The following is a 14,021-nucleotide window of genomic DNA, read 5'->3' as shown; positions in this document are numbered from 1 at the left end:
ATGACTTGATTTCTTCCCACCCTCGGGTGGGGCATGATGTGTGTTTGTAACGATTGTTTCGCGTCCACTTTGTGGTTCTAGACGTACGGCCACGCAGTCACCCGTTGGGGGTGGGTGTGGTCATATGTGAATAGAGTTACGGCGGCTATAGCGTCAGGGAAACGCCCGGTCACATTCCGAACCCGGAAGCTAAGACTGACTGCGCCGATGGTACTGCAAGGGGGACCTTGTGGGAGAGTAGGACACCGCCGGACACCTTTTCTGAGGCTCGTGTTCGGGTGGTCACCATGATGGTGATCGCTCGGGCACGGGCCTCAACCCTTTTCCCGGGCCATTTCGCAGCGACAGAATTTGCGCGCGTGATCTGGGCTTCATCGCCGGCCGGGGCGAATACGGATCCGTTTTTCCAGTAGACTGGTGGAAACACCAAACGACGACCGAATCGGAAGTGGGCCGCCTATGGGAGCGATGATGAGTATTCTGCTCATCCTCGCTGCGGTCTCCACCATCACCCATCCGCTCGCCCGAGTCATCGGTCGGAGCGTCTTCGTCGTCGCGGCGGCGCTGCTCGCCGCCATCACCGGGGTGCTCGCGCTGATGACTGCGCGAGTCTCCGCGGGCGGGCCGATCGTCGAGGCGTTCGCATGGGTTCCTGAGCTGGACCTTACGCTGACGTTCCGGCTCGACGAGGTATCGGCGCTCTTCGCGCTGCTCGTGACCGGCGCCGGTGCGCTGGTGCTGCTCTACTGCGCGCGCTACTTCGACGTGCGGGAACCGGGGCTCGAGCGATTCGCGGCCGTGTTCATGGGCTTCGCGACCTCGATGCTCGGACTCGTGCTCGCAGACGACGTCTACCTGCTCTTCGTATTCTGGGAGGGAACGACGATCTTCTCGTTCCTGCTCATCGGTCATCTGACGCGACTGCGCACCTCCACGGCAGCCGCACTGCAGGCACTGATTGTGACGACGCTCGGCGGGCTCGCGATGCTGGTCGGACTGGTGCTGCTGGCCCATCAGAGCGGGAGCTCGCTGCTCTCCGAGATCGTCGCCGAGCCGCCGGAGGGCGCTGTCGGCGTGACTGCCGTCTTCCTCATCCTCGCCGGGGCGTTGTCGAAATCCGCAATCTTCCCCTTCCACTTCTGGCTGCCCGGCGCAATGGCCGCTCCGACCCCGGTGAGCGCGTATCTTCACGCTGCAGCGATGGTGAAGGCCGGCATCTACCTCATCGCGCGGATCACCCCGGCGTTCGGCGATGTCGTCGGCTACCGCGAAACGCTGGTGGTGCTCGGCGCCGCCACAATGATCAACGGCGGAATCCGGGCGCTGCGGCAGTTCGACCTGAAGCTCGTCGTCGCGCACGGCACAGTCAGTCAGCTCGGCCTGCTGGTCATGGTGTTCGGCGTCGGCGATCCGCGTGCGAGCTTCGCCGGCTTCGCTCTGCTGTTCGCCCACGCGCTCGCCAAAGCGCCCTTGTTCCTCTCCGTCGGCATCATCGACCACTCCACCGGCACGCGCGACCTGCGCAAGCTCAGCGGTCTCGGCCGGAGGATGCCGGTGCTGATGACGATCACGGTGCTGGCCTCCGCTTCCATGGCGGGCTTCCCGCCGTTCTTCGGATTCATCGCGAAGGAGTCCGCCTTCACGGAACTGCTCGAGGTCGGCCACGAGCGGCCGCTCGCACTCGCGGCCTTCGCGGTCGCCGTGGCCGGGAGCGTGCTGACCGTGGCGTACATGGGCCGCTTCCTCTGGGGGGCCTTCGCGGCGAAGCCGGGTGTCGAGACCTGCCGTGTCGCACACGCTCCCGGCTGGTCGATTCTCATCGCGCCCGGAGCGTTCGCCCTCGCCACGCTCGTGCTCGGCCTGTTCGCGCCGGTGGCAGACCGCGTGCTGCTTCCGCTGGTGTCAGACGAGGCGGCTGGCGTGAAGATCGAGCATCTTGCGCTGTGGCATGGAATCACTCCGGCGCTCTTCGCGTCGGTCGGCGTGCTGCTGAGCGGGTCGCTGCTCGCCTGGCTGCTCAGCCGCACGACGCGACGGGTGTCGCCCCCTGCCGAGCGGTGGTCGGCCTCGCACGCCTACTGGGTGTCCACGCACTTCGTCGATTCCGTCGCGATCAAGCTCACCTCGATCACCCAGCGAGGTTCGCTGCCGTTCTACCTGGCGGTGATTCTGATCGTGCTGGTCGCCGCCCTGGGCGGCACCATCCTCGTCACGGGAGAATGGCCGAGCGAATACGCACTCGTGACGTCCCCCGTGCAGGTGCCGATCGCGATCGTCATGGTGATCGCGGCGCTCTTCTCGCTGCGCGCGCGCACGCGCTTCCAGTCCGTGGTGCTCGTCGGCCTTACGGGCTACGGCATGGCAGCGATCTTCGCGATGCACGGCGCCCCCGACCTCGCGCTCACGCAGGCGCTGGTGGAGACGGTGACCCTGATCGCCTTCGTGCTCGTGATCCGACGCCTGCCGCAGCGGATCGGGCACCGCGCCTCGCGACCCAAGCGCTGGCTGCGGGCGGGGATCGGCCTCGGCGTCGGCCTCGTATTCGGCATGCTCGCGGTGATCGCGCTCGGCTCTCGCATTGCGGAACCCATCTCCCTGCAGCTGCCCGAACTCGCCTACGCGGGCGGGCACGGCAGCAACGTCGTCAACGTGATGCTCGTCGACATCCGCGGGTGGGACACGATGGGCGAGCTCTCCGTGATCCTCGCCGCAGCCACCGGTGTCGCCTCCCTCGTATTCCTGAGCACTCGAGTCGACAACCGCCCGAAGCTGAGCCGGCGCGATGCGCGCCGCGCCGCTCGGGAGCACCTGCAGCGCGTGGCCGACCCCAACGATCCCGCGCGGCGCATGACCTGGCTGCTCGCCGGCCGCCATCTCGATCCCGCGCGCCGTTCCATCCTGCTCGAGGTGGTCGTCCGCCTGATCTTCCACGGACTCATCATCCTCTCGATCTATCTCCTGCTGACGGGGCACAACACCCCCGGTGGCGGATTCGCCGGGGGGCTGGTGGCGGGCCTCGCCCTCGTCGCCCGCTATCTCGCGGGCGGTCGGCACGAGCTCGGCGCCACGGTGCCGCTCGATGCCGGACGCATCCTCGGGATCGGGCTGGCGCTGTCGGTGTCGATGGCGTTCATCCCCATGCTCTTCGGGCAGGCCGCTCTCGCGTCGGCGTGGGTCGACCTCGACCTCGGCATCTTCGGATCGCTGCCGCTCGTGACGTCGACGCTCTTCGACGTCGGCGTCTACCTCGTCGTCTTCGGGCTGATTCTCGATGTGCTGCGCAGTCTCGGAGCCGAGATCGATGAGCACGAGGAGGCGGACATCGCCTCCTTCGAGGAGGAGGGGGTGAGTTCTCGATGACCATGCCGCTCGTGCTCGTCGTGGTGATGGTGGTGCTGTACGCGTGCGGCGTCTATCTCATGCTCGATCGGTCGCTCACTCGTCTCCTGCTCGGCTTCCTGCTGGTCGGGAATGCGACGAACCTCCTCATCTTCCTGATGACGGGGAGCTTCGGCGCCGCCCCCATCTACGGGGACGCCCCAGCGGACGAGATGAGCGATCCGCTCCCGCAGGCGTTCATCCTGACCGCGATCGTGATCACGTTCGGCGTCAGCGCCTTCCTGCTCGCGCTGATCTACCGGTCGTGGCGGCTCGCGCACGACCACGACGACCGCGTGCAGGACGACGAGTCGGATCTCGAGATCGCGACGACGCGAGCTCTTGCCGCGACCGAGGTCACCGACGAGGATCTCGCGGAGACGCTCGAGTACGACGAAGAGGACTATCCGGAGTCGGGCGCCGATATCGCGCCCAGTGGGAGCGCGGCCTCCGACGCCTCCGAGACCGCGGGGGAGCCCAAGCCGTGATCCAGCTCGTTCCCCTCGCCGTACTCATCCCGTTGGCCGGTGCCGCGCTCGCGCTCGCGGTTCCGGGGCACCGACGCCTGCAGCAGGGCATCACGCTCTTCGCCCTCAGCGCTGTCGTCGTACTCAGCGGCGCGCTCATGTACCTCGTGGACGCCGCGGGCATCCTCGTGATGGAGGTGGGCGGCTGGGCCGCGCCCTTCGGGATCGCGCTCGTCGTCGACCGGGTGTCGGCGCTCATGCTCACCGTCTCGTCCATCGTGCTGCTCGGCGTCTTCCTCTTCTCCCTCGGGCAGGGCCTCGCCGATGGCGACGACGACACCCCGGTCTCGATCTACTACCCGACGTACCTCGTGCTCGGCGCGGGCGTGTTCAACGCGTTCATCGCGGGCGACCTGTTCAACCTGTACGTCGGGTTCGAGATCCTGCTCGTCGCGAGCTATGTGCTCATCACCCTCGGCGGAACGGCCCAGCGGATCCGGGCCGGCGTGACGTACGTCATCGTCTCGCTCGTGTCATCCGTGCTCTTCCTCGCCGCCATCGGCTTGATCTACGGCGCCACGGGTACCGTGAACATGGCGCAGCTGACCGTCAGGATCGCCGAGCTGCCGAGCGAGATCCAACTGCTGCTGAACCTCACGCTGCTCATCGCGTTCGGGATCAAGGCCGCCGTGTTCCCGCTCGCGTTCTGGCTGCCCGACTCCTATCCCACGGCGCCGGCGCCGGTGACGGCGGTCTTCGCCGGACTGCTCACGAAGGTGGGCGTCTATGCGATCATCCGCACGCAGACGAAACTCTTCCCCGATTCGAGCGTGGACCGACTGCTGCTCGTCATCGCGGGTCTCACTCTCATCGTCGGCATACTCGGAGCCGTGTCGCAGCTCGACATCAAACGACTGCTCTCCTTCACGCTCATCAGCCACATCGGCTACATGATCTTCGGCATCGGCATGGCGAACGCCGCGGGCTTCGCCGCGACCATCTACTACATCGCGCACCACATCATCGTGCAGACGACGTTGTTCCTGGCCGTGGGCCTGGTCGAGCGCCAGGGCGGCACCACGTCGCTCTCGGGGCTCGGCGGCATGATGCGCAAGGCGCCGTTCATCGCGATCCTGTTCTTCATCCCGATGCTGAACCTGGGCGGTATTCCGCCCTTCTCCGGCTTCATCGGGAAGCTCGGCCTCTTCACGGTCGCGGCGGATCTCGCGAGTCCGGAGGCGTACTGGCTGATCGGCATCGGTGCTCTGGTGTCGCTGCTCACCCTGTACGCGCTCGCCCGGGCATGGGTGCTCGCCTTCTGGCGCACGCCCGCGCAGGCGGGGGCGGAGTCGAAGCACGCGAAGCCCGCGACGACGGAGGCGCTCGTGCTGCGCGAACGCGAGCAGGCGCTCTTCGAGCGGTTGCAGGATGCGCCGGATGCGCAGCCGCAGGCCGAGCAGAAGGAGATTCCGAAGCTGATGTTCGTCGCGACGACCGGTATGGTCGCGGTGAGCATTGCACTGACGGTGCTGGCCGGCCCGCTGTACGCGTATGCCACCCGGGCGGGCGAGACCCTCGCGGATCCCGGCATCGTGGTCGAGCAGGTGCTGGGCGACGGCGACGGCACCGGCGGGGACAGCCCGGGCGGCGGCAGCGGACGGACGACAGTGGATGAGGGGGACTCGGATGAGTGATGTACCCGTCGAACTCGCGGAGGAATCGCCCCGCGAAGCGCGACGCCGCGAGTTCGGTGTGCGCCTGCACGAGCTGCCGCTGGTCGTCGGGCTCGTGGTGCTCTGGATGATGCTGTGGCACGAGGTGTCGGCGCTGTCGGTGCTCAGCGGCCTCGTGATCGCGGTGTTCGTCATGCGCCTCTTCTACCTGCCCCCGGTCGAGCTCGCGGGACGCCTGAACGTCTGGTGGACCCTCAAGTACCTCGGCTACTTCTTCTGGCACCTGGCTCGAGCGTCATGGGGCGTCGCGTGGCTCGCGGTGCGCCCCGGGCCGCCGCCCGCGACGTCCATCATCGCGGTACGGCTGCACACCCGCTCCGACTTCATCATGACGATGGTGGCGCTGACGAATTCTCTGATCCCCGGCTCGCTGGTCGCCGAGATCGACCGTTTCCGATCCACTCTGTATCTGCACGTGCTCAACACCCCAACGCAGCGGGAACTCACTCAGATGCGTCGGGCCGTCTACACCATCGAGCGTCTGCTCCTGCGGGCCGTCGGATCGAAGCAAGAGATGCGAGCACTCGGATGAGCATTGTGACGCAGGCTCTGCTCGTCGCCGCGGGCATCGGTCTCACCGTGACCGCGCTGCTCGCCATCGTGCGCATCGTGCGCGGACCCACGATTCTCGACCGCATGATCGCCTCGGATGTCCTGCTGACGACTCTGATGCTCGCCGTGGGCGCCGACATGGTGGCCCGCGGGCACACGGACACCATCCCGCTCATGACGGTCATCGCCGCGACGGCGACCCTCGCGACGATCGTGGTGGCGCGCTTCGTCAAACGTCGCGCGGACCAGCCGACGCTGCAGCAGCCGAAGGAGACCGGCCATGTTTGATGCCGTGCTCGACCTGCTCGCCGCGATCTGCGTGTTCCTCGCCGCGCTGCTCTCGGTGGCCGCCGGGGTCGGCCTGCTTCGGTTCCCGGACGCGCTCAGCCGCTTGCACGCCGCCACGAAGCCGCAGATCTTCGGCCTGCTGCTCGTCATCACCGCCATCGCGCTCGAGGATCGCTCGGTGGCGACGCTGCTCGCCCTCGTGCCCGTCTTCGTGTTCCAGTCGCTGACGGCGCCGGTGGCGGCGCACATGGTCGGCCGCGCCGCCTACCGCACCGGGCAGCTCGAAGCCTCGACGCTCGTCGTCGACGAACTCGGGCCGGCGATCGATCGCATGGAGGCCAGCGCCGGGCAGCAGAGCGGTGCGCAGTCGAGTGCGCAGTCGAGTGCGCTCGAGCAGGTGGACGGGGTGCCCGACGCGGCGCCTCGCTCGGACGCGCACTCGGCTCCCTCCGACCGGCGTCCGCCGGAGACCGGCGCCTCGTCGTCCTGATCCGTTCTCGGCGGACCGGCCGCGCGCACTGAGCGCACGCATCGGGAACGCGTCGAGAGCGGGGCGGATCGTGGAGATCCGCCCCGCTCTCGACGTGAAGCGTCGACGAACGATCAGGCGTCGACGAGGTATCGGCTGTAGGCGGGAACCGTGAGGAAGGTCGGGAAGTCCTCACCGAGCGCGACGTCCGCGAAGAGCTCGGCGGCGTCGTCGAATCGATCGCCCTCGGAGCGCGCGAAGCCCGCAACCGTCTGCTCCACGAGCTCCGCGACCCATTCGCGCGTGATGCGGGTGCCCTCCGCAGTCGACTGATCCTGATGGATCCACTGCCAGATCTGAGACCGGCTGATCTCCGCGGTCGCCGCGTCCTCCATCAGATTGTCGATCGCGACGGCGCCCATCCCGCGCAGCCAGGCCTCGATGTAGCGGATCCCGATCGAGACGTTCTCGCGCACTCCGGCCTCCGTGATGTCCCGGCCGATGTGCACGTTCAGCAACTGCGCGGCGGTCACCTGCACGTCATCCCGCTGGCGGTCCACCTGGTTCGGGCGATCGCCGAGCACCGCGTCGAACTCCGCCTGCGCGACGGGGATGAGATCGGGGTGCGCCACCCAGGTGCCGTCGAATCCATCGCCCGCTTCCCGGTGCTTGTCGGCGCGCACCTTCTCCTCGGCGCGCGCCGTGACCTCGGGGTCGCGGCGGTTCGGGATGAACGCGCTCATGCCGCCGATCGCGTGCGCTCCGCGACGATGGCAGGTCTTGACGAGCAGTTCGGTGTAGGCGCGCATGAACGGCACCGTCATCGTCACCTCGCTGCGATCCGGGAGCACGAACCGGGCGCCGCGACCGCGGTAGTTCTTGATGATCGAGAAGATGTAGTCCCAGCGGCCGGCGTTGAGCCCTGCGATGTGATCCCGCATCACGTACAGGATCTCCTCCATCTCGAAGGCCGCGGGAAGGGTCTCGATGAGCACCGTCGCGCGGATCGTGCCGTGCGGGAGGCCGAGCGCCTGCTCCGTGAAGGTGAACACGTCGTCCCAGAGCTTCGCCTCCTCGCTCGACTCGAGCTTCGCGATGTAGAAGTACGGGCCCCGCCCCCGGGCGACGAGTTCGCGCGCGTTGTGGAACGCGTAGAGCCCGAAATCGACGAGGCTGCCCGACGCCGCGCCCGCGCGGCCGTGCGCATCGGTGAAGCGGAGGTGCTTCTCGACGAGATGCCATCCACGGGGCCGCATCACGATCGTCGGGGTGCGCTCGGCGGTGACCCGATACTCCTTGCCGGTCTCGCCGGTGAACGCGAGCTGCCCGCGAATCGCATCGAACAGCGAGAGCTGGCCGCCGATGACGTTGCGCCAGGTCGGGCTGGTCGCGTCCTCCTGATCGGCGAGCCACACACGGGCTCCCGAGTTCATGGCGTTGATCGTCATCTTCGGATCGGTGGGGCCGGTGATCTCGACGCGGCGATCCTCCAGGCCGGGCCCTGCGCCGGCGACGCGCCAACTCGGATCCTCGCGGATGAGGCGCGTCTCCTCGCGGAACTTCGGATCGCGACCGTTGCCGATCTCGTAGCGGCGGCGCTGCCGGTCTGCGAGACGCTCGTGCCGCGTGCTCGCGAAGCGATCGTGCAGCGAGGTGAGGAATTCGAGCGCCTCCGGGGTGAGGATCGCGTCGCTGCGGTCGAATGGGCGGCCGAGCACCTCCATGCGCGACGACGGCGTCGCGGAGGGTGCGGGGGAGGCGGGGCGTTCGGCGGTGGCGGTCTGCGACTGCAGCTCCGCCTGGGTGGTCGTCATGATCTGCTCCTCTGGTGCGTCTGGTGGTGCGTCTGGTGGTGCATCTGGTGCGTGTACGAGTGCGTCTGGTGGTGCGTCTGCAGGCTGTCGGGCGGGATCGACGGGTGCTGCTCCCGGGGGGCGGATGCGGCGCCGCGGTTGCGGGACGCGGCGCCGCATCCGCCCACCGATCGGGATCAGTGGAACTGGCCCTCTTCCGTCGACCCCACGAGGGCGAGGGTCGAGGCCTCCGGGTTCAGCGCCGTGGAGATCGCGTCGAAGTACCCGGTGCCGACCTCGCGCTGGTGCTTGGTCGCGGTGTAGCCGCGCGCCTCATCGGCGAACTCGCGCTCCTGCAGCTCGACGTAGGCCGACATGCCGTCGCGGGCGTAGCCGTGGGCGAGGTCGAACATCGATGAGTTGAGGGCGTGGAAGCCGGCGAGCGTGATGAACTGGAACGAGAACCCCATCGCTCCCAGCTCGCGCTGGAACTTGGCGATCGTCGCGTCGTCGAGGTGCTTCTTCCAGTTGAAGGAGGGCGAGCAGTTGTAGGCGAGCATCTGGTCGGGGAACTCCGACTTGACGCCCTCGGCGAACTGGCGCGCCAGCTCGAGGTCGGGGGTGCCGGTCTCCATCCAGATGAGATCCGAGTAGGGCGCGTAGGCGCGGGCGCGTGCGATGCAGGGCGCGAGCCCGTTCTGCACCTTGTAGAAGCCCTCGGCGGTGCGCTCGCCGGTGATGAACGGGCGGTCGCGGTCGTCGACATCGGAGGTGATCAGCGTCGCGGCCTCCGCATCGGTGCGCGCGATGATGACGCTGGGCACGCCGGCCACGTCGGCTGCGAGGCGGGCCGAGTTCAGCGTGCGCACGTGCTGCTGGGTCGGGATCAGCACCTTGCCGCCGAGGTGGCCGCACTTCTTCTCGCTGGCGAGCTGATCCTCCCAGTGCACTCCGGAGGCGCCCGCCGCGATCATCGCCTTCATGAGTTCGTAGGCGTTGAGCGGCCCGCCGAATCCGGCTTCGGCGTCGGCGACGATGGGAACGAGCCAGTCCTCCACCGTGCTGATGCCCTCGGCGTGCTCGATCTGATCGGCGCGCAGCAGTGCGTTGTTGATGCGGCGCACGACCTGGGGCACCGAGTTCGCGGGGTAGAGCGACTGGTCGGGGTAGGTGTGACCGGAGATGTTCGCGTCGGCGGCGACCTGCCATCCCGAGAGGTAGATCGCGCGCAGTCCGGCCTTCACCTGCTGCACGGCCTGGTTGCCGGTGAGCGCACCGAGCGCGTTGGTGTACCCGCCGGTCGGCGTCTCGGTGGTGAGCTGCTCCCACAGCTTCTCGGCGCCGCGGCGTGCGAGCGTGTGCTCCTCCTGCACGGTTCCGCGAAGCTTGACGACGTCGTCCGCGGTGTAGTCGCGCGTGATTCCCTCCCAGCGCGGGTCGTTTTCCCAGTCCCAGGCGAGCTGGTCGGCGGGGGAGGGGGTCTGCGATGCGTCGTTGGTCACGATGACTCCTGTGTTCGGCCCGAAGGCGTGGATTGCGGTGTAGTTCCATCCTGAGGGGCGGTCGCGGGCCCCAGGCGCCGATTCGGGGGGAGAAGAAACGCAGTTTTTTCGCTTGTCGGAAGTTTCCCGTTCTGCGATCATGGACGGCATGACGCTCCTCGAACACGAATCAGCGCAGGTCGGCGACGGCGAATGGGCCGACAGCGGCGACGCGCTCACGCTGGGCCGCCGCATCCGCGCGCTGCGCACCGCCCGTCGCCTCACGCTCGAGCAACTGGCGCGCGCCGTCGACCGGGCGCCGTCGCAGCTCTCGGCCATCGAGAACGGGAAGCGCGAGCCACGGCTCCCGATGCTGCGGGCGCTCGCCTCCGCCCTCGGAGTCACGGTCGACGAGCTGCTCGCGGCGGAGGCGCCCTCCGAGCGAGCCGCCCTCGAGATCGCCGTCGAGCGCGCGCAGCGGGGTTCGGTCTTTCAGTCGCTCGGGCTGCAGCCGATCCGGGTATCGAAGGCGACGAGCGACGAGACGCTGCAGGCCATTCTCGGGCTGCATCAGGAGGTCGAGCGGCTGCACAGGGAGCGCGCCGCGACGCCCGAGGAGGCGCGGCGGGCCAACACGGAGCTGCGCGCGCAGATGCGCAGCGCGGGGAACTACTTCGCCGAACTCGAGACGGCGGCGACCGGGCTGCTGGACAGCGTCGGATACTCCGGAGGGCCGGTCTCCCAGCAGACCATCGCAAATATCGCCGAGCGTCTCGGCTTCAGCCTGCACTACGTCGGAGACATGCCGCACTCGACGCGGTCGGTCATCGACCGGCGCAACGGCCGGGTGTACCTGAGCGGCGCCGTGCCGTCGCGCGACGCTCGCGCGCCGATCCTCCGGGCGCTCGCGAGTGTGGTCTGCGGGCATGAGGAGCCGAGCAGCTACGGCGAGTTTCTGCGGCAGCGGGTCGAGGCGAACTATCTGGCCGGAGCGGTGCTGCTCCCCGAGGCCGCTGCGGTCCCGCTCCTCTCGGAGGCGAAGCAGCAGCGGCAGATCTCCATGGAGGATCTGCGCGACGCGTTCGGCGTCTCCTACGAGATGGCGGCGCACCGGTTCACGAACCTCGCGAGCGAGCGGCTCGGGCTCGAGGTGCACTTCATGAAAGCACACGAGTCGGGAACGCTGATCAAGGCGTACGAGAACGACGGGGTCCGCTTCCCCTCCGACGCGCTCGGCAACTTCGAGGGCGCCATGGTGTGCCGCAACTGGACCGCTCGCACGGTGTTCGGGCAGCCCGACCGCTTCAACCCCTGGTACCAGTACACCGACATGGCGGCCGGCGGAACGTACTGGTGCACGTCGCGCGTCGAGAAGGCGAAGGAGGGGCTGTACTCCGTGAGCGTCGGCGTGCGCTTCTCGGATGTGAAGTGGTTCCGGGGGCGGGAGACCGCCCACCGGTCGCAGTCCTTCTGCCCCGACGACCAGTGCTGCCGGCAGGCGTCGGCCGAGCTGACCCGGAAGTGGGAGGCCGCGGCGTGGCCGGAGGCTGCGACGCCGACGAGCCTGCTCGCGGCGCTCCCGACGGGCACGTTCCCAGGAGTCGATGCGCACGAGGTGTACGCATTTCTCGAATCTCACGAATAGCCGGGAAGTTCGTGGACGGCGCGCCGCGCAATGCCACAAAAGTGATCATCGAGGTGCGCCGCGCCCCTCGCCTGCGATAGCGTAGATGCACCGAGTCGAACGGCTTGCGGAGGCCCCGAGTGGAGAAGTGGGTGAGGACATGAGCAGCGACAGTCATGCCCGTCGCGCTGAGAGCACCGAGGTGCGATCGACCCAGCAGTTCCGAGAAGATCTGAGCGCGATCATTCGCACGCGGGCGACCGATCTGACGATCGATGAGCGCGAGGCCGTCGAGGCGCTGCCCTCCGGAGCAGCGCTTCTGGTCGTGCGTCGCGGCCCCGATCAGGGAGCCCGTTTCCTGCTCGATCAAGACGTCACTGTGGCCGGTCGCCACCCCGCCGTCGACATCTTCCTCGACGACGTCACGGTCTCGAGGCGTCACGCCGAGTTCCGCCGCAACGGCACGGCGTTCTCCGTCGCAGACCTGGGCTCGTTGAACGGAACGTTCTGCGACGGAACCCGCATCGACGGCTCGGTCGTGCTCGCGGACGGTGCGGAGGTGCAGGTCGGAAAGTTCCGATTCACCTTCTTCGCCTCGCGCTTCGATCTCGCCGAGGAGAACTAGGGTGGCGGCCGCGCAGGCCCGACAGCATCCCGCAGGACTCCTCAGCATCGGTCAGGTGCTGGCGCGCCTCCAAGACGACTTCGCCGACCTCACTCCATCGAAGCTCCGCTTCCTGGAGGAGCAGGGCTTGGTCGCGCCCGAGCGCACCAAGTCGGGCTACCGCAAGTTCTCGCAGGCCCACATCGAGCGCCTGCGGCTGATCCTCACCCTCCAGCGGGACCACTATCTGCCGCTGAAGGTCATCGCCGAAGTGCTCGATGAGCTGGATGCCGGGCGCGACCCGATCATCCCCGGCGCGGCCTCCCGCAGCGCGTCGAGCATTCTCGCGCCGAAGCGCGTGCTCAGCGGGGAGGAGCTGCGCCGCATCACGGGTGCGAGCGCCCGTTTCATCGGCGAGGCGATCGCGGCGGGGCTGCTGCCCGCTGCAGAGGTGTTTCCGCACGACGCCGTCGCCCAGGTGACGGCGCTGCTGAAGCTGTCGGAGCGGGGGATCACGCCTCGGCACCTCCGCGCGCTGCGCGTCTCGGCCGAGCGGGATGCCGAGATGATCGCGCACGCCGTGTCGAGTCGGGGAGTGCGCGCGGCTTCGCCCGCCGCGATGGAGGGCGCCCTGGAGATCGCCGATCACCTCGAGACGGTGCGCTCCGGCGTGTTGCGGAGGCGTATCGGCGGCGCATGACGCTGCAGATTTCGGCGTGATTTCAACCTTCAAGTTCAACCTGAGGTCGACACGCGAGAATTGAGACCCGACGGTCGTTGCATCGGCATTGCGCGCTCGATAACGTTGGTGAAGTTCGGCGGCGATTCTGCGCCCGCCGAGGTGAAAGGAACACGATGGAGCACACACAGCGCCCGGGCGGCGATGCGGCGATCCCCTCCGCGCAAGCGCTCTCCGAGGCCGGCATCGTGGCTGATCCCGCAGCGTTCACCCCCGTCTCCGTCGACGCCGAGGTGCTCTTCGACGACGGGCTCCCGCGTCCCAACCAGGACGGCGGGTTCAAGGGTGCGACCGCGGCGCGAGCTGCGGGCATCACGTATCGCCAGCTCGACTACTGGGCGCGCACGGGGCTCGTCGAACCCACCGTGCGGGGCGCCCAGGGGTCGGGATCGCAGCGGCTCTACGGGTTCCGCGACATCCTCGTGCTCAAGCTCGTGAAGCGCCTCCTCGACACCGGCATCTCCCTCCAGCAGATCCGCACCGCGGTGGCGCAGCTGCACGAGGCCGGCGTGCACGACCTGTCGCAGACCACCCTGATGAGCGACGGGTCCAGTGTCTACCTCTGCACGTCGAGCGACGAGGTCATCGACCTCGTCAGCCGCGGCCAGGGCGTCTTCGGCATCGCGGTGGGGAAGGTGCTGCGCGAGGTCGAGACCTCGCTGGTCGACATGGACGAGCATCGCGAAGAGGCCTCGACGGATGCCGCAGTCGACGAGCTCGCCGCTCGTCGGAAGTCTCGCAAGATCTCCTGAGCCGCGCCGTTCCACGATCCGCACGCAGCGCGCGTCGCCTCCGCCGCGCGCTCATCGTCTCCCGCTGATCGCCGCACGCTCATCGTCTCCTGGTGATCGCAGCACGTTGCGTGCTGGTCACTGCGCGCGCGACGGAGCGGA

General features: G+C 68.2%; 12 protein-coding genes and 1 rRNA gene. 11 read left to right on the top strand and 2 right to left on the bottom strand.

Features of this window, described 5'->3' with window-relative positions; all coding sequences use genetic code 11:
• The first annotated feature begins 137 nt into the window (after nt 1–137).
• The 7 genes from rrf (at nt 138) to mnhG (ending at nt 6,908) form a co-directional block, all read left to right on the top strand.
• Nucleotides 138–254, top strand: a 5S ribosomal RNA gene (gene rrf / locus NS354_RS04490).
• A gap of 214 nt (nt 255–468) precedes the next feature.
• Complete coding sequence (locus tag NS354_RS04485) at nt 469–3,360, top strand: Na+/H+ antiporter subunit A (protein ID WP_430735995.1); 2,892 nt, start codon at nt 469–471, stop codon at nt 3,358–3,360.
• Nucleotides 3,357–3,866 carry a Na(+)/H(+) antiporter subunit C gene (locus NS354_RS04480; RefSeq protein WP_058593382.1) on the top strand — a complete coding sequence of 170 codons (510 nt, stop codon included), beginning with the start codon at nt 3,357–3,359 and terminating at the stop codon, nt 3,864–3,866. Before NS354_RS04485 ends, NS354_RS04480 begins: the two co-directional genes overlap by 4 nt.
• Nucleotides 3,863–5,539, top strand: a complete 1,677-nt coding sequence (locus NS354_RS04475) for a Na+/H+ antiporter subunit D (protein ID WP_058593381.1) — start codon at nt 3,863–3,865, stop codon at nt 5,537–5,539. The genes NS354_RS04480 and NS354_RS04475 overlap by 4 nt, the downstream gene beginning before the upstream one ends.
• Complete coding sequence (locus NS354_RS04470) at nt 5,532–6,110, top strand: Na+/H+ antiporter subunit E (RefSeq protein ID WP_058593380.1); 579 nt, start codon at nt 5,532–5,534, stop codon at nt 6,108–6,110. The genes NS354_RS04475 and NS354_RS04470 overlap by 8 nt, the downstream gene beginning before the upstream one ends.
• Nucleotides 6,107–6,418 (top strand): monovalent cation/H+ antiporter complex subunit F, encoded by a 312-nt coding sequence (locus tag NS354_RS04465; RefSeq protein ID WP_058593379.1) that lies wholly within the window; start codon nt 6,107–6,109, stop codon nt 6,416–6,418. Before NS354_RS04470 ends, NS354_RS04465 begins: the two co-directional genes overlap by 4 nt.
• Complete coding sequence (mnhG, locus tag NS354_RS04460) at nt 6,411–6,908, top strand: monovalent cation/H(+) antiporter subunit G (protein ID WP_082677888.1); 498 nt, start codon at nt 6,411–6,413, stop codon at nt 6,906–6,908. Before NS354_RS04465 ends, mnhG begins: the two co-directional genes overlap by 8 nt.
• 113 nt (nt 6,909–7,021) lie before the next feature.
• On the opposite strand, the gene aceB is transcribed toward mnhG, so the two are convergent.
• Together aceB and aceA are read right to left on the bottom strand one after the other, a co-directional pair.
• Nucleotides 7,022–8,701 (bottom strand): malate synthase A, encoded by a 1,680-nt coding sequence (gene aceB / locus NS354_RS04455; RefSeq protein WP_193750700.1) that lies wholly within the window; start codon nt 8,699–8,701, stop codon nt 7,022–7,024.
• 176 nt (nt 8,702–8,877) lie between these two features.
• Entirely contained in the window at nt 8,878–10,182 is a 1,305-nt protein-coding gene (gene aceA / locus NS354_RS04450) for an isocitrate lyase (protein WP_153002105.1), read from the bottom strand.
• Between the two features lie 148 nt (nt 10,183–10,330).
• On the opposite strand from aceA, the gene NS354_RS04445 reads away from it, so the two are divergent.
• The 4 genes from NS354_RS04445 to NS354_RS04430 all read left to right on the top strand — a co-directional run bounded on the left by NS354_RS04445 (nt 10,331) and on the right by NS354_RS04430 (nt 13,880).
• Nucleotides 10,331–11,806 carry a helix-turn-helix transcriptional regulator gene (locus tag NS354_RS04445; protein ID WP_058593401.1) on the top strand — a complete coding sequence of 492 codons (1,476 nt, stop codon included), beginning with the start codon at nt 10,331–10,333 and terminating at the stop codon, nt 11,804–11,806.
• 139 nt (nt 11,807–11,945) lie between these two features.
• Entirely contained in the window at nt 11,946–12,410 is a 465-nt protein-coding gene (locus NS354_RS04440) for an FHA domain-containing protein (protein ID WP_010157384.1), read from the top strand.
• Between the two features lies 1 nt (nt 12,411).
• Nucleotides 12,412–13,089: a transcriptional regulator FtsR gene (locus NS354_RS04435; protein ID WP_058593378.1), complete on the top strand. Its 678-nt coding sequence runs from the start codon at nt 12,412–12,414 to the stop codon at nt 13,087–13,089.
• Between the two features lie 155 nt (nt 13,090–13,244).
• Entirely contained in the window at nt 13,245–13,880 is a 636-nt protein-coding gene (locus tag NS354_RS04430) for a MerR family transcriptional regulator (RefSeq protein WP_241490335.1), read from the top strand.
• Nucleotides 13,881–14,021 lie beyond the last annotated feature (141 nt).

The sequence above is a fragment of the Leucobacter chromiiresistens genome (assembly GCF_001477055.1).
Taxonomy (GTDB): Bacteria; Actinomycetota; Actinomycetes; order Actinomycetales; family Microbacteriaceae; genus Leucobacter; species Leucobacter chromiiresistens_A.
This window is presented reverse-complemented; position numbering and strand designations above follow the sequence as displayed.